The sequence below is a fragment of the Candidatus Zixiibacteriota bacterium genome, assembly GCA_035380245.1.
Classification (GTDB): Bacteria; Zixibacteria; MSB-5A5; order GN15; family FEB-12; genus DAOSXA01.
The window spans coordinates 254,168-271,077 of record DAOSXA010000002.1 but is presented as its reverse complement, the minus strand read 5'-3'; the positions used below and the strand labels follow the sequence as shown (position 1 = coordinate 271,077).

The following is a 16,910-nucleotide window of genomic DNA, read 5'->3' as shown; positions in this document are numbered from 1 at the left end:
TTTTTCTTGCCCAATCCCATTCACTCGTTTTTATTCTAGTGAAGTCTAACCGCAAGGGTAAAACGGTCTTATAAAATGGAAAATATCTCAATCTCACTGTCTGAATCCGGACCGGGACAAGTATCTGAAGTCCGTGTGGATGGCGTGATTGATACAAATACGGCTCGCGAGTTGGAAGAGGTATTCGATACCCTTATGAAGCGCGGGCGTTATCGGGTTGTGGTTGATCTGGCGGGGGTCGAATATATTTCTTCGGCTGGTTGGGGTATTTTTATCTCCAACATACGTGACGTACGAGCTAATGCCGGTGATATCAAGCTGGCGAACATGATCCCGAACGTATACGAGATATACGACTTGCTCGAATTCGATAAAGTACTCAAGGCGTATAGTTCGGTAGACGAGGCTCGCTCGGATTTTTCCAGTCTGACTGGAACCGAAGTAAAAAAAAAGACCAGGATGTAACCAGGTTTACTGTCGTCGACCAGTTCTCCAGCGGCGGATCAGGCGAGACGGCAGTCGGGATTGAACGCCGGACCGGCAAGGAGACCGGCGCCAATGACCCGGAGTCGATTATGCTGCGGATTATTCGCGATGATCCGTTTGCAACGATCAATCAGATCAAACGTGAAATTAATGATAGTGACGGTGGTGAAATCCTGTCCTGGTGGCAGGTTTTCAATATATTGCGGCAACGGGGACTGCTGACCAAGAGAGCCCGTTTCAGATATGTTTGGGGCAGTCGCGGTTAAGGCCGTGCCCCGGCAGGAATCCAATCAATGAGTTTAACCGGAATTGACAGTTTATTGGTTATAGCGTTGACTGTCGCAGTCAGTGTTGTGGTATGGCTGTATTTCAGATTGCATTCCGTCAGTACTTCGATCAGGTATGGCGCGGTTAAGAGAGAGGATGATTTCTTCACCCTGCTCAGCGCCAATGCCCTGGGAGGGGATATTGCCCAAGTTGCCTCACGTGTGTCGAACATGATGATTGAGGATCTTGGCTGTGAGTTGATTGTATTCATGCGTAAGAAGCGTGGGAATCTGATTTGTAACTACTCTTATGGTCTTATCGGACTAAATCGTCGTGATTTCCGCATGGCGTACAGCCGTCAGATATTCGAAACGGTTAAGTTGAGTTTTCGACCGCGACCGATTGGTGATCTCTCGGAGCACTTGTCGTCGACTATGCGATCAAATCTGGAACTGGCCGGGGCCGATTGGTTTTTTCCTGTATACTGGCATGAAAACCTGTATGGAATATATTTCATTCGCGCCAATGATAAAATGATCAATATAAATGGGCTCGCTCACCTGGCATCGATGGCTCAATGTCTTTCGGCGGCTTATCATATCAAATGGTTTGAAACCAAGCGCGAGGTACTGCTGAGGAATGTCGATGATCTCAAGCAGAAGGTGGAAGCGGTTGAAACACCGGTAAACGGACAGACATCGATACTCCACCTGGTCAAACAGCTCGATTCGGATGCCTTAGTACACAAGATATTGCAGGTAGTGCGGGAGGAATTAGGATTAGGGCGGGCCGTTTACCTGTATCGAAACAGGACCGGTCAAACCGGTCTTAAACTGGTCAAGAGCGGAATAAAGGGACCGATTGAGACACCATCGGTTGAGTCGTTTGAAACCCTTGTCAAGTCACTGGCAAACGATGAAGCGACCAATCTGGGGCGCTTTAAACCAGTCAATGAAACGACTGATAAGTTACTTGATCAGCTCAAGAATTCCGGATTTGATTTTGTTGCGCCATTTTCACTAAGTGACCAGCAGGAGGGGATTCTGGCTTTCTCGGGAGATCGTAAGGTGCTGGACGACAAGCGACTCTCGATGCATCGTGAGCAAGCCACTCAGATTCTTGAAATAGCCGATTCATACCATCGGATCGAGGAGATGTCATTTACTGATGACCTGACCGGTTTGGCGAACAAACGCTATCTGCTAAAACGGCTCGATGAAGAAATAGCGCGGGCATCTCGTTATCGGCGCCATCTGACGTTGATTCTCTTTGACCTTGATGAATTAAAAGTGATCAATGACCGCTACGGACATCAAGCCGGGGATCAGGTCTTGCAGCAGTTGGGTTATGTACTGCGGCAGTCGATCCGTTCGATAGACATCGTCGCGCGTTATGGCGGCGATGAGTTCTGTATTATTATGCCGGAGACCGACAGTGAGATGGCTGAGAAGTTCATGACACGACTCCAGCGGGATATTGCCGGCAGGAAATTTGAAGTAGAAGCTGTCGGTACGATCTCTTGTACGGTTTCCCTTGGAGGAGCGGTTTATCCTGATAACGGTGATGATCGAGATAAACTTATCTATGCTGCCGATATGGCCTTACTTAAGGCTAAGGAGGCCGGACGTAATCTAGCTCTGTTGGCTGCGACCGAAGAAAACAGCAATCGTTCCTGAGCTTTGCAACGGCGGTCTTTTTATTCTTTACAGTCCAAAACCCGGGGGGATATATTGTTGTTAAATGATATTCGTAGAAATGCCGATTTTATAAAGAGTTACCGGCGTTTTCATGGAGGAAAACAAGCGGGAGTACGCTCATAATGAAAAAAACTCTGATCAAGACCCTGATTCTGTCTTTTTTGCTTACCGCGACAATAGCCGTAGCGGCTGAGTATCGTATTGGCCCGGAGGATGTACTCCAGGTGAGTTTCTGGCAGGATAATGTGCTGAACACTCAGGTGCGAGTACGTCTGGATGGGACGATATCGCTTGATATTATCGGTGAAATCGAAGCGGTCGGTAAAACTACAGTCGAGCTTCAGGACGAGATCGTACGAAGTATGTCGCGGCTTAATAAACGGATATCTCAGGCGGTTGTCCGTGTAGTCGAGTACAACTCTCAGTATGTATTCGTTACCGGGCAGGTGAATGTCCCGGGTAAAAAGACTTATGAAGCCATACCCGATCTGCTGACGGTAATCAATGAAGCCGGTTGGATTACCGAGCAGGGAGACCTCTCAAGGGTGACAATAATCAGAGGCGGGGATCGTGCCGGTGGAGTAGAAGTGGTTGATATGGCAAGCGCCATTGCCGATGGTGAGACGAATAAACTGCCTCGTTTGTATGCCGGCGACGCCGTGGATATTCCATCTACGCCTACCGGAATACCGGCGAGAAGTATTGCCACCGGTATTCGGTTACGAAATGCTTTTTATGTCATCGGGGCTGTAACATCGCCCGGACCGATAACATACGAGGAAAATGTTGATGTTCTCGAAGCGATTTCGCTGGCTGGCGGACCGACTGATAACGCCGATCTCAAGAAAACCAGAGTTATCTCCAAGGACGGACCCTACGCCCAGACAATGAAGATCGACATGGAGAAGTATTTCGAAACCGGACAGCCGGCTCGTTATATAATGCAAAAAGAGGATGTTGTCGTAGTTCCTGCACGGAAAGGCTCCGTTTGGCGCAGTATTGTCGAATATGCCACGCCGGCGCTGGGTGCTCTGACATCAGCCCTGCTGCTGTACGAGACCTTAAAGGACGACAATAATTGAAATATCCCGGATTATGACACAAGAAGAATCAAAATCGGTAGATCTTCGTCAACTTCTTTCGATTGTCCTCAGTCGTAAGTGGTTGATTGTCTTACCGTTGATTTTGGTGTCGGCGATTGCCTATGGAGCTACATTCTTCCTGACTCCAATGTATCGGTCCTCGACGATAATCTGGATTGACCGTCCTAATACCGTCTCTCGTGAGTTGGTTAATCTGTTGGGACGTGAAGGTAATCAACGCCAATCCTCCGAGGATCAGCGCCGTGAATTGCAAGCCTTGCAGAACGAAATTACGTCACAGGCTTATCTTACGCAGTTGATCCGTGATCTCGGTCTGGATCGGGATGCCGATCTGACCCGCGAAGCGGCTCGGATGCGTGAGGATAATCCCGACCGCAGCATGGAACAGCTTAAGATGCACTTACTGCTGGAATCGTTGCGGGAGAAGATCAGCGTTGCATACGTCGGTTTGGACCAGATCCAGCTCACGGTAGAATCTGCCGATCCGACGGAAGCTCGCGACATGGTCGAACATTTGACCGAGATTCTCGAGCAGGAGAAGAGCCGCTATGAAATGGACAAAATTCTGGACAACCAGTCGTTTGCGGATCTCCAACTCCAGCGAACTGAATACCAATATAACGAGATTCTAGATTCGTTGAGCCGAGCACGCGCTCGGCTGGAACAACTCCAATTACCGCAGGGGATATCTTCACTGACCAATCGACGAGAGATCGAAACTGAGATCGAGGAGACCCGTCAGGAGTTATCCGAATACCAGACGGAGCTGACGACTCTGAAAGATCGTTTGAGTGAAGCTGATCTGGAGAGTCCGCGCATGCGCTACACCGATTCGTTGGTGAGTCTCAGGACAGAGCTGGAAAACGAAGTTTCAGCCTATGCCGGTCAGATTGAGAAATATCCCTGGACGGATCAGAACGTTATTTCAGCGCATATTCGAATTCGGGACAACATCAAGCTCCTCGAAAGAGAAATCGGTCGTGCTGTCGATTTACAGTTCGCTTCCTACCCCGAGAACTTACGACAAATCGTGAGACGGTATTTCGTTGTCACTGAGAATGTAGACGTTCTCAATTCAATGATTACACAGCTTAACCAGGATTTCGGAAAACTGGCCGGACGGATCAACTCCCTGCCGCGCGTTCAGACCGAGATCGACGAATTGGAGCGTCGGGTTACTGAAGCGCGCCGGTATCGTGATGCTTTCAGATCTGAGGAAACGACGGTCGAGATTCTCTCGGAACGAGCTAAAGATCGCACGAAATATAAAGTTATTGAGCCGGCCAAAATCCCGCTGGCTCCGTTCTATCCCGATAAGAAGAAGATCATCATGATGGGTATTCTCCTGGGGCTGGTCATCGGCGGCGCCGCGGTATTTCTGGCCGAAGTACTGGATAATTCATTCAAGAACGTTGATGACGTGGAAGAGACGCTGGGGCTCAAGGTCCTGGCTACAATACCTAAAATCGAAAGACTACATGTAGGTCGTTAGCCTTATGGAAACCTATCGTCTGAAAAGCAAGCTGGTAGAAAACGATCGAGAATATGTCATCCAGACGTCAAATGACGCCGGCCTTTCATCAGTGTCCTCCATGATTATCATTAATGGTGATCTGGCTGAGACGGTGGCTTCACCGCATCCCGATGATATCGAATCGGCCGAGGTTCTGTCCCTGGTCAGAATGAAGCATGATGAGTTGAAGCGCGAGATAGAAGTGCTGCTCGAAGCATATCGCAGGATTCTCAAGGACGGCAATCCACAGACGATGTTGCATCTGGCAATGGCCTTTTATTATCGCAGTTTTTATGAGGAAGCCTGCCGCTTGCTGCGCTCAGCCACCCGAATCGATAATGAATTTCACCAGGCGTTCAACTATCTCTGTATGGCCGAAATCGCTCTCGAAAATCCGCGTGAAGCAGTTGAGGCCGGTCAGACCGCCTGCCGCCTTCGGCCGACATTTGCCGACTACCACAATAACCTCGGTGAAGCGTACCTGGAAGCTAATGCCTGTCGTCAGGCTTTGACGGAGTTCGAGGAGGCGACCAGAATTAATCTGTATTATGCCGATGCCTATGTGAACACAGCCCTGGCGCTGATTCTCAACGCGATAAATCAGGATGATCAGAGTCTGTTTGCCGAGGTCATCTCTCGTTCGACCGATTGCCTCAATAAAGCTATTGTGATCTCACCTGAATACGATTCGGAGCAGTTCCGGAATGGGATGATCCGATTGACACAATCCGATATAAACGGCGCCTATCGTCTGTTGCGGAAAGCTCGAGACGATAAAAGGGAGAGACATCGTCAGGAGTTCTCGACCTTTTACATGAAGTATGTTCTTTATCCGGAGTGGGCTTCAGAGGGAGCGGTTGCCGACCGGGTGAAGTTCCTTCGCTCCGAACTCGAAAAGAATCCCAATTATGTGGATCTTTATTCCGAACTGGGACGTTGTTATCTTGAACAAGCCAAGATGGCCTGGCGCAACGGAGTGGAACAATATCGGAAAGCGCTCGAGATGAATCCATCGCTGACGAAAGCTCAAATCTCGCTTGAACAGGCTACCCGGGCTTCCGAGCAGATTTCAATTGCGCTAAAAGAAATCTCGGCCAAAGGTTAGGACTCGTGAAACGTAAACGTCTGTCAGTCATCGATGCTTTTGCTCTTGAATCGCCGTTCGCAACGGAGTTTCGAAGACTGCTTTATAAATTGGAACAGGCGCGCGGTGATCGTGAGTTAAAGAGTCTGCTGATGACTTCGGCTATGCTCTCGGAGGGGAAATCTACAGCTTCGGCATTTCTTGCCATAACCGCAGCGACACACAAAGGGATGAACACTCTGCTGATCGATTGCGACCTGAGGCGGCCTTCCATTCACAAGCTGTTTGCCCTGGATCGAGAGCCGGGTTTGTCCGAGGTGCTGGTTGAAGGTTATGGCCCGAGAGATGCCGTACATCATACCTCGATAGATAAACTTGATATAATGACCTGCGGCCGAATGCACGACACGCCGACAGAGATATTCGATGCTGAAGCGATAGGGGTTATGGTCGAACAGATGAAGCTTTATTACGACCTGATCCTGTTGGATGCCGCTCCGATTCTCCCCGTTTCCGATCCGATGCTTCTGAGTTCCAAGGTGGACGGAGTAATTTTGGTCATCAAGGCCGGAGCGACGCAGAAGGATGTGATCTTGAGAGCGGTGGATGTTATCGATCCCGGTCGCCGTAATATCCTTGGGGTAGTTCTTAACAATATGAATTCCAGCCTCCCTTCACAATATGACTATCGTTACTACGGATACGACTACAAGCCTTCGAAACCGGAAGGAAAAGCCCCACCGCGGGTGCGCAAGCGGGGGGAAAAGAAATCCCGACGGCAAAACGAGCAGGATACTTATGCCTCTGACCGCTGAAGGTCCCGAGGGCTGTCATGAAGGAATCATTCAATTTACTGACTGTCGACCTTGAAGAGTGGTTCGTTGTCGAGGCGTTGCGGTCTCGTTTCCCGGTAGAGAAATGGGATGAATTGCCGTCGACATTGGTCAAGAATACTCGCCGACTGCTGGATATGTTTCATCGCAAGGATGTGATGGCAACTTTCTTCGTTCTTGGTTGGTGTGCGGAACGGTATCCCAATCTGGTTGCGGAGATAGCCGAACGGGGACATGAAATATCTTGCCACAGTTATTCCCATCGTCGTGTCGACTCCCTGGGTCCCGAAGAGTTTCGTAAAGACACCATGCGTGCGATGGATGCGCTGATAAGAGCCATCGGGACTCGACCACGGGGGTATCGCGCTCCGAGTTGGTCAATAAGCAACAATGTCCCATGGGCTTTCGAGACTCTGGCCGATCTCGGTTTTGATTATGACAGCTCGATTTTTCCGATCAAACATGACCTGTACGGCATGCCTCACGGACCCCGTACACTCTTTCGGATGAAATTCCCGGACGACAAGTATCTATACGAAATGCCTGCCTCGACTTACAACCTGATGGGCAAGAACATCCCGGTGGCCGGAGGCGGGTATCTTCGGCATTGTCCCTATTGGTATTCAAAAATGGTCATTCGCAGCCTGAACCGAGGGGGCCGGCCGGCGGTGGTTTATATCCACCCCTGGGAGCTGGACCCTGATCCGCCTGTTATTGATGGCCTTTCAGCCAGCCAGCGACTACGGACTTATGGCTCAACCAATATCCTGGCCGCCAAAATGGATCGACTTTTGTCCGATTTCCACTTCACCACGATGAGCCATTATATTGCGGCATCACGCCGACAACAGATAGGCTTTCATTAGTTGTCTGTGCTTTTAGGTCCAGGTGGAAGCATGATATGTCTAAAACACAGCAAACAGGCAGACAATGCATGACGGCGAGCGATATGGGGATAGAGATTTATTCGCATGTAGAAGATTTATCGTGCCGTCGAGTATGTTATAAGTCGATTCGATTTTTCAGAGCACGGTGTAATGAGTGCGTCAATTTTGATTATTTTCTTGACTAACTATGTATAAGATAAAAGATTGTCTGCAGAGGACACATTTGTGACCTGAGAGAAGGAGAGTATTATGCGCCGTTTGGTATTGGTGTTGTTGCTGCTGACGTTGTGTCTCCCGAGTGCCTTTGCCCGCCGTAAGAAAGCTAAAGCCGGCACGGTTGATAAGTTGACATTCGTAGATGATAAGTACCAATTCTCGTTGAAGTTACTCGACAATTGGAAATACAAGATCGGTGATGAAGAAGAAAATGTTCGACTGACTCTCGTTCAGAAGAATTACCAGATTCCACCCGATTATATGGATGCCGAGGATTATACCCAGGTGCCAAGAATCGTGGTATGGTCGGGTGAAACGAACCTGTCACCGACGGCATTTGTCGATTCCTTGTTAAGTGATTCGTACGACTCCGATCAGAAAGATGACATTTACAAGGAATTTGAGTTGATCAATGAGTCATCCGCCGGATCGGGTACTTATCGCGAGGAATTAGTTCCTAAGGGTAAAAAGACGTTTGAACTCGATGGTCAACAGGCCCTGCTCTGGAAAGGTTATGTAAAATACATGAAGGAGGTCGCCCTGTCGGCTTCCTCGACCGGTGGAAAACGTGTCCGGGGTGCTTACGGCGGCTCTATTGTGGCCGTCAAGAAGGGTCAAAATATCGTTCTGTTCCACGTAATCTGTGAATGGCAGTATTATCCGCAGATCGAATCGGAAATGATGGAAATGGTCAGCAGCTTGAAATGGCCTGAAAGCAAGCCCAAGGGCTGAGAAATGACAAAGTGGAAGGCCGGGTCTCCCGGCCTTTTTTTATTGACCCTACCAAGAGTCGGTGGTAACTTTTAAGGCTATGTTATTGGCGAACTAATTTATGGAGGTCGCATGTGGGCGATTAGGGCCATTTTGATAGTCATTATGGTGCTGGTGGTAGTGGCGTTTGCCTATTACAATCTCAATGCCGCCCAGGTGGTTGACGTGGACTTAGTCTGGGCCAAGTATGTCGACGTACCGTTGATTACGGTGGTGTTTTGGGCTTTTGTGGCGGGACTACTTGTGTCGATGTTCATTGCAATCTCCACTTATATCAAGCAGTCGATTCAACTCCGTACCTACCGTAAAAGGATACGGGCTCTCGAAAGTGAGGTGGCGGTGTTGCGAAATCGACCAATCGAGGAGTCCGCGGACCTGCTAAAAGGTGCGGACAAGAAAGGTCCCGACAGTGGTCCGGTGTTGTCGTCGGGCGACTAATGAGGCAGGTAAGGCAAGATGGTAGAATACTTGACTTTGTTCTTCGTCCTGTTGTTTGCGTCGGTCGCGTTCTATCTGGCGTACGATCGTTATTTTCGCAAGGAGGCGAAATCCGATTCGGCGTTGTATGTCGAAGCCTTGCGTGATCTTCTCGATGGGCGACCGGAATCGGCGTTCGGTAAGCTGCGCCAGGTAGTTATTTCCGACGCGGACAATATCGACGCATACATGCGTCTGGGCCAGATTCTCCGGGAACACAAGAAACCGGACCGGGCGCTTCAAGTTCATAAAGATTTAACCTTACGGCAGGATCTCGGGGCCGAGAAGAAGGTTGCGATTTTAAGGCACCTGGCGCTTGATTATGCTGATTTGGGAGAGAGGGATACCGCTGAAGCCGCATTGCGTGAATTGATCTCATTGCACCCGGACAGCCATTGGGCCTTCTCGCAACTGCTGCGTCTCCAACGCGATGCCGGGAACTGGTCAGAGGCTTACGATACCGCCGCCAAATTGCTGAAATTGGAAAATTCGAAGTCCAAGAAACCGCTGGCATACTTTAAGTATCGTATGGGCATGCAGTTGTTCGAAAAGCTCGAATATCATAAGGCTCGCGTGTTGTTCAAGGAAGCAATCGGTCTTAATCCTGAATTCTCACCGGCCTATGTCGCGATTGGCGATTCTTATTGTGAAGAGAAACGGTTCGAGGACGCCGTCAATTTTTGGAAGAAACTTATTGATGCCGTTCCCGGTGAGGGGCATCAGGTGCTTGACCGATTAGAGCGGACTTTGTTTGACCTCGGGCGTTTCGGTGACATTGCCGATATTTGCGAATCGATTTTATCGGCCTCTCCCAAAGATATCCCGGCTCGACTCATGCTCGCGGAGTTCCACAAGAAGAAAGGGGATCTGGAGCGAGCGGAAGAGATCCTTTTACAAGTAGTCGAAGACAATCCTGACGATATCGGCCCGATCATTGAACTGATCAGGATTTATGTCGAGCAGGATGACCGGAAGCGTCTGGCTGCGTTCGTGCGTCAACTCGGACAGAAGCAAGAGAAGAAGAACGGTAAACCGCTGGGCGGCATCGTTGACGGAAGTCTCATCGGAATCAACTGAAATCGCTCGGCACTATTATTATCTATAGCGCAGATGAAACGTTTCGTACTGGTTGTTGCTGTTTTATTGATTGGCGCAACCAATCCCAAAAGCGAGACTATCTACGGTCTTATCGCCGAAGGAAATCTAAAACAGGCTCTGGATTCTATTTCGCAGGTCTCGACGGCTTCAACTCGAGATGGGAATATCCTGTTCTATGCCAGTTTGCTTGAACCTGATGCGGACAAAGCAGCCCAGTTGATGGAAGCAGCATTGTCTGCTTCGGTCTCGGCTCAACATCGCGAGCAAATTTATTATCGCTTGGCCCATTACTGGTATCTCAAGGGTGATTACAGCAAGCTCGGCGGGCTGGTCGCGGATTATCAGGCGATGTGGGAAGCGGGTAATTATCGGGCGGAGATGCAGCGTTTCGCTATTTTGCTCGATGAACGCAATCAGGAGTATGAGGCTGCGGTGCGTCAGGCGGATCGTTATTTGTTGTCTTTCAAAAAAGGAATCGACGGTCAATGGGGGCGTTTGGACAAAGCCCGCATTATGAGTAAAAACGGTAAGAAGATTGCCGCTCGAAAGCTATTACGAGAATTGTCACGCGAAGACGGCGGACCGGGAGTCCCCACGGCGCTTTACCTGTTGGCTGAAGATGCGATTGAGACCAGAAAAACCGACGACGCGGTGTTTTTCTACAACCTCTTGCGCGAGGGCTACCCCTCAGCCGTTGGTTTAGGAGCTCTAATCGAAGCTATGACCGGTATGTCGACTCCGGACGCTGCCAATACCCAGGCAGAAGAAATCACCGGGACATATTACTCCGTAAAGGTCGGGGTGTTCTCGGTGGAAGAGAACGCCAAGAAGTTGGCCGAAGAGTTTCGCCAATACGGCAAACCGGTGGATGTTATCAAAAAGAAGATTTCTACAACTACTTACGACGTGGTTATGGTCGGACATTTCAAAGACTTTGCCGAAGCGAGTCGTTTCAAGGATCAAATCCAGGCGGAGCATAACGAGGTCTTTCAGGTCGTCGCGCGATGAGCAAAGCTCCTCATAAGGCGTCGACCCTGACGCCTCTCATGCAGCAATTTCACGCTATCAAAGAACAGCACCCGGATAAAATTCTGTTCTTCCGCATGGGTGATTTTTATGAAATGTTCGGTGATGATGCCGTACGAGCGGCGCCGTTGCTTAACATTACCCTTACGTCCCGATCCCACGGTGAAGCGGAACGTATCCCTCTGGCCGGTGTACCTCACCATTCCGCCGACAAGTATCTGGCTCGGTTGTTGGAAAAAGGCGAGAAGGTGGTTGTGGTGGAGCAGGTCGAGGATCCACGCACGGCCAAGGGAATCGTCAAACGTGATATCGTTGAGATACTAACTCCCGGGACAGCCACGATCGACGGTGTCGATGACGGTGAACGTTCGCTTTGTCTCGCGGCAATAAAAGCCGATGGTAAAAAACAATTGGGGCTCGCGGCGCTGGATTTGTCTACCGGTTCGTTCGTGGTCGATCAGGATGACGAGGAAGAAGTCCTTCAGCGATTGAAGATTCTGGAGCCGGAGGAGATTCTTTTCCCGGACGACTATGATCCCGAGGAAATTCGCCGGATTCTGGAGTTGTCCGGTCGTAAGATAGGGCTGACTTCCTTCGGGGCATGGAATTTCGATGCACGCACTGCCGATCGTGAGTTAAACCGACATTTCGAAACTTCGACGCTGGACGGTTTCGGACTCAGAGATTGCAAGTTGGGTGTCGCTGCCGCCGGAGCGATATTGCGCTACCTGAAGGAGAACCATCGGGATCATCTGGGTCATATTCGTCGTATGGCTCGTTTTGACGACAACCAGACGATGACTCTCGACTACAATTCGGTTCGCAATTTAGAGCTGACGCGTAATTTATCGGACGGTTCCGAAGAAAACACGCTCCTGGCTACGATCAACCGTTGTGTGACGGCAGCTGGAATCAGGCGCCTGAGGCAGGCGATTTTGCATCCGTTCAAACGCCATGAACCGATAGAAAGACGTCTGGCCGGAGTAGCGGAGTTAACCCGACAACGGGATTTGTCGGCAGCGATCCGCGAGACGCTGAGTGGCCTGCCGGATATCGAGAAGCTGGCGGGTCGTCTTGGAATAGGCAAGCTCAATCCGAGACAAGCGGCCGCGCTGGGAGCGGGTTTGAAAACCGCTTCTGAAGTCAAGGAGATTCTCGATCAGGCGAATTCACCGGTGTTGACCGAACTTCGAGCCGGTATTCCCGACAGTTCGCACACCGTTCAAATACTGGAGCGAGCCCTGGTCGATGAACCGCCGCTCACGGCAACGAAAGGCAATATCTTTCGAGAAGGGTATTCCGATAAACTCGATGCGTTGAATGATTCAATTCGTGATGCTCGTCGTTATATCGGATCACTTCAGGAGAAAGAACGGCAACGGACAAAAATCACTACTCTCAAAGTTGGCTATAATAAAGTCTTCGGGTATTATCTTGAAGTAACCAAAGCCAATGCCGAAGCGGTTCCCGAGGAATATATCCGCAAACAAACCCTGGTCAACGCCGAGCGTTACATAACTCCGGAGTTGAAGGAAAAAGAGGACCTGATCCTTACGGCGGAAGAGAAGATATTCCGTTTGGAAGAGGACCTTTTCAGTGAATTAGCCATTGAATTGGAGAAGTCGATAGAGGCATATCTCCTGACCGGGCAGCTTCTGGCCGAGCTTGATCTTGTTGCGGCGCTGGCTGAGATTGCTGTTCAGAACGGTTATTGTCGTCCCGAAATTTATCAGGACACCCGTTTGGTGATAGAAGGAGGGAGACACGCGGTTATCGAAGCGGTGCTTCCTTCGGGGCAGTTCGTGGCTAACGATACCCGTCTGGCGACCGATGGTGATGCGATTGCGATTTTGACCGGTCCCAATATGTCGGGTAAATCGACTTACCTGCGCCAGATCGGATTGATCGTGATCCTGGCCCAGATCGGATCGTTCGTCCCGGCTGAGCGGGCCGAAATCGGCCTGGTCGATCGGGTGTTTACTCGTGTGGGGGCGCTCGACAATCTTGCTCGTGGTCAGTCGACTTTTCTGGTGGAGATGGTCGAGACGGCGAACATTCTCAACAATGCTACCGAACGATCACTGGTCCTGCTCGACGAAGTCGGCCGGGGAACATCCACATTCGATGGTCTCTCCGTAGCCTGGGCGGTCGTGGAACATATCAACGAGCACAACCTGTCCCGGACCGTTTTTGCGACACATTATCACGAGTTGACCTCTCTGGCTCAAATTTATGACCGGGTTAAAAATTACCAGGTAACGGTCAGGAAGTGGGAGAGTCAGGTTCTGTTTCTGCATCAGATCATCGAAGGGGGCTGCGATGATTCTTACGGGATCGAAGTGGCACGATTGGCCGGAGTTCCAAGGCAGGCGATTGCGCGTGCCCGGCAGATTCTTCGCCTGCTCGAATCGGGCAAGTTTAACCAGTCGGAACTGGGAAAAGGCATTCTGAAGGAACGGTTGCAGCCATCACTGTTCGATCCACAACCCTCGGCTACCGAGGAAGCAATCCGAGAACTCGACCTTGAAAACATGACCCCGCTGGAGGCGCTCAACTTATTGAAGAAGCTCAAAGAGGATCTGTCATGATGAAGCGTCCGGGATCGGCAGGAGGGAAGCGCTGGATCCGACCGTTGCCGGAGCGAGTCGTCAACAAGATAGCAGCCGGTGAGGTGATCGAACGCCCGGCGGCGGTATTGAAAGAACTGGTTGAAAATGCCCTCGATGCCGGTGCGAACAGAATTGATATAACTGCCGAGCAAGCCGGAATAAAATTACTCAAAATAGTTGACAACGGCTGTGGAATTCCGGCCGAACAGATAGAGATCGCTTTTTCGCGCCATGCCACTTCCAAGATCAGCACTTTCGACGATCTCGATCACCTATATACCTACGGCTTTCGGGGGGAGGCGCTGCCGTCGATAGCCTCGGTATCACGCCTGCGCATGGTATCGCGTCCAGCCGATCAGGATACCGGGATGGAGATTCTGTTCGAAGGCGGCGTGCTTCAATCCTCACAGCCGATAGCCGCCCCGCCGGGGACATCGGTGGAAGTCGAGGATTTGTTCTTTAACACACCGGCTCGACGCAAATTCCTTAAGTCGGAATCTACGGAAGCACGACACCTCGCACGAACCGCGACCGCTCTGGCGCTGGCCAATCCTGAGACCGGTTTTTCGTATCGTTCCAATGACCGCGAGTTATTTGTCGCTCCGCCGGAGCAGGACCTTCGACAGCGTATCACCGAATTACTCGGGAGAACCAAACGGTTCGTGGAAGTGGTCGGCGAGGTCGGACCGTTGCGTGTGCGAGGCTTTATCGGCACGCCGGATATGGCTCAGCACAATCGCTATGGTTGCTACCTCTTCATCAATGGGCGGTATATCTATTCGGCGACTTTGCTCCATGCCCTTCGCTCCGCCTACGGTGAAATGATTATCGGCGGTGCTTATCCGATCGGAGCTCTTTTACTTGAGGTCGATCCGGCAACAGTCGATGTGAATGTACATCCCTCCAAGACCGAGGTACGCCTGGCTAACGAGCGGGCTTTATATGATTCGATTCGACGTCTGGCACGCGAGGCCTTGCGACAGGATGGGATCATTCCCGTAGTGTCAACGGCCGAGGGGCGACCGGCAATGCCGCCTTCGGTATCGAAGAGTGGCGCGGTTAATCACATACAATCGGATAATCGCCAGGGATTCATACCCGGCATTCTGGCCGGTCAGCAACAACGGCTGGAAGCGGCAGCGGAGATATTTCGTCAGCCGTTACCGGACAAGCATAGCGACACCCTCTCAGAAAACCACAGCGACATTTCCATGCCTAAGGTGGACCGGGAAACGGGTGAAATAACGGAAGATGTTGATTCCTCTTCCCAAGTACCGAAAACCGCTACCGGTCCCTCGACCGGATTTCGTTACATTGGCCGATTAGGCACGCTCTATTTATTGCTGCAGGCCGGTGATGACCTGTTCATTGTCGATCAACATACGGCGCATGAACGGGTGCTGTACGAGCAGATGCAGGATCGTATCGACTCACAAACAGTTAACGCTCAGACGTTGTTGTTTCCGGTACAGGTGGAGTTAAACCCGGAGCAATTGGCGCTTTTCGAAGAATCTCATGAGGCTTTGGCGGCAGGAGGTTTTGTCGTCTCACCGTTCGGGGGACGCATGGTCAATATCGAAGCAGTGCCGGCGGTATTAAGCCGTCGGGATCCGGAGTTAGTGCTGACTAAAGTACTCGACGACATTCTGTCGTTACGCAAATCCGGTTACGATCTGAAAAAAGCAATGGCGCAGTCGATCGCCTGTCGTTCAGCGGTGATGTCCGGAGATCGCCTGAACGACCGCGAAGCGGAGCATCTGCTGGAACGATTGCTTCAATGCCGTGATAAATACTCGTGCCCTCACGGCCGCCCAACCTTCGTTAAAGTAACCCGTGACTCTCTTGACAAGCAGTTTGGCCGTGCCTGATACCCCTCCAATTCCGATTATCTGTGGACCCACCGGATCGGGAAAGACCGGATGCGTGGTAACGTTGGCGGAGGAGTTCGACCTGGAAGTGATCAACGCTGATTCTCGACAGATTCTCAGATATCTTGATATTGGCACCGCCAAACCGACACCGGAAGAGTGCAACAAAGTTCGCTTCCACCTCGTTGATATTGTAGAACCGGGTGAGCGCTACAGCGCCTTCCGGTTCATCGATGATGCCACTGTTGCGATAGGTGATATTCTAGCACGCGGCAAGATCCCCTTCGTTGTCGGAGGCACCGGGCTGTATCTCAAAGCGTTGGCTGAAGGTGTCGTGGAGATCGAACAGGAAGATATGGAGCTCAGAGCGAATCTCGAAGCGGATATGGAAGAGCACGGCCCGGAGGAGATGCATCGTCGGCTGGAAGCTATCGATCCTCTTGAGGCAGTCCGGATTCATCCTAATAACCGGGTGCGGGTGCTGCGAGCGCTGGAACTTTTCTATCTGACCGGAAAATGCAAATCTGAGCTGGTGGAAACAGGAGCGTATCGTTCTCCCGCCTATCGATACGATTTCTACTGCCTGCAACCCGAACGGGCCGAGCTTTATCGCCGTATAAACGAAAGAGTGGATCAGATGATGACCGACGGGCTTCTCGATGAGGTAAAATCTCTTTGTGATCGGGGCCTGACAGAAGCTATTCGAAACAGTCGGGTAATTGGATATACGGAACTGCTGGATTATCTTGAAGGCTCAAGACCGCTTGAAGAAGCAGTGGCGTTGATCAAGCAGAACAGCCGCCGTTATGCTAAACGACAAATGACCTGGTTCCGAGGACAAGCAGACTGTAGATATTTCGATTCGAGCTTAGCTCTGATCGACACCATAAAGGGAAGTGAAATAAACTTTCGAAACAGATAAAACTTGTCTGTAAGTTGTTGACTATCTATAGTCAAGGTATTATAAGCCAGAGA

Annotated in this window: 15 protein-coding genes; all 15 read left to right on the top strand. The window is 50.7% G+C overall.

From position 1 onward, the window contains the following. The first annotated feature begins 75 nt into the window (after nt 1-75). The 15 genes from PLF13_06315 (at nt 76) to miaA (ending at nt 16,857) form a co-directional block, all read left to right on the top strand. The gene (locus PLF13_06315) at nt 76-465 is read left to right on the top strand and encodes an STAS domain-containing protein (protein ID HOP06890.1); all 390 of its coding nucleotides are present in this window, start codon (nt 76-78) and stop codon (nt 463-465) included. Between the two features lie 110 nt (nt 466-575). After that, nucleotides 576-752, top strand: coding sequence for a hypothetical protein (locus PLF13_06310; protein HOP06889.1), 177 nt, complete (start codon nt 576-578; stop codon nt 750-752). A 27-nt stretch (nt 753-779) separates the two neighbouring features. Further along, on the top strand, nt 780-2,429 hold the full coding sequence (locus PLF13_06305) for a GGDEF domain-containing protein (protein HOP06888.1): 1,650 nt from the start codon (nt 780-782) through the stop codon (nt 2,427-2,429). 143 nt (nt 2,430-2,572) lie between these two features. Then, on the top strand, nt 2,573-3,532 hold the full coding sequence (locus tag PLF13_06300) for a polysaccharide biosynthesis/export family protein (protein ID HOP06887.1): 960 nt from the start codon (nt 2,573-2,575) through the stop codon (nt 3,530-3,532). A 13-nt stretch (nt 3,533-3,545) separates the two neighbouring features. After that, on the top strand, nt 3,546-5,045 hold the full coding sequence (locus PLF13_06295; protein HOP06886.1) for a Wzz/FepE/Etk N-terminal domain-containing protein: 1,500 nt from the start codon (nt 3,546-3,548) through the stop codon (nt 5,043-5,045). Between the two features lie 4 nt (nt 5,046-5,049). Next, nucleotides 5,050-6,171: a hypothetical protein gene (locus PLF13_06290; GenBank protein HOP06885.1), complete on the top strand. Its 1,122-nt coding sequence runs from the start codon at nt 5,050-5,052 to the stop codon at nt 6,169-6,171. Nucleotides 6,172-6,176: 5 nt separating this feature from the next. Continuing rightward, complete coding sequence (locus PLF13_06285; GenBank protein HOP06884.1) at nt 6,177-6,965, top strand: CpsD/CapB family tyrosine-protein kinase; 789 nt, start codon at nt 6,177-6,179, stop codon at nt 6,963-6,965. A 17-nt stretch (nt 6,966-6,982) separates the two neighbouring features. Then, the gene (locus PLF13_06280) at nt 6,983-7,849 is read left to right on the top strand and encodes a DUF3473 domain-containing protein (protein ID HOP06883.1); all 867 of its coding nucleotides are present in this window, start codon (nt 6,983-6,985) and stop codon (nt 7,847-7,849) included. A 270-nt stretch (nt 7,850-8,119) separates the two neighbouring features. Beyond that, nucleotides 8,120-8,818, top strand: a complete 699-nt coding sequence (locus tag PLF13_06275) for a hypothetical protein (GenBank protein ID HOP06882.1) — start codon at nt 8,120-8,122, stop codon at nt 8,816-8,818. Between the two features lie 111 nt (nt 8,819-8,929). After that, nucleotides 8,930-9,295 (top strand): LapA family protein, encoded by a 366-nt coding sequence (locus tag PLF13_06270; GenBank protein ID HOP06881.1) that lies wholly within the window; start codon nt 8,930-8,932, stop codon nt 9,293-9,295. Nucleotides 9,296-9,313: 18 nt separating this feature from the next. Then, on the top strand, nt 9,314-10,411 hold the full coding sequence (locus PLF13_06265) for a tetratricopeptide repeat protein (protein HOP06880.1): 1,098 nt from the start codon (nt 9,314-9,316) through the stop codon (nt 10,409-10,411). 33 nt (nt 10,412-10,444) lie between these two features. After that, entirely contained in the window at nt 10,445-11,440 is a 996-nt protein-coding gene (locus tag PLF13_06260; protein ID HOP06879.1) for an SPOR domain-containing protein, read from the top strand. After that, complete coding sequence (gene mutS / locus PLF13_06255; protein HOP06878.1) at nt 11,437-14,046, top strand: DNA mismatch repair protein MutS; 2,610 nt, start codon at nt 11,437-11,439, stop codon at nt 14,044-14,046. The genes PLF13_06260 and mutS overlap by 4 nt, the downstream gene beginning before the upstream one ends. After that, on the top strand, nt 14,043-15,935 hold the full coding sequence (gene mutL / locus PLF13_06250) for a DNA mismatch repair endonuclease MutL (GenBank protein ID HOP06877.1): 1,893 nt from the start codon (nt 14,043-14,045) through the stop codon (nt 15,933-15,935). Before mutS ends, mutL begins: the two co-directional genes overlap by 4 nt. Further along, nucleotides 15,928-16,857, top strand: a complete 930-nt coding sequence (gene miaA, locus PLF13_06245) for a tRNA (adenosine(37)-N6)-dimethylallyltransferase MiaA (protein HOP06876.1) — start codon at nt 15,928-15,930, stop codon at nt 16,855-16,857. The genes mutL and miaA overlap by 8 nt, the downstream gene beginning before the upstream one ends. Nucleotides 16,858-16,910 lie beyond the last annotated feature (53 nt).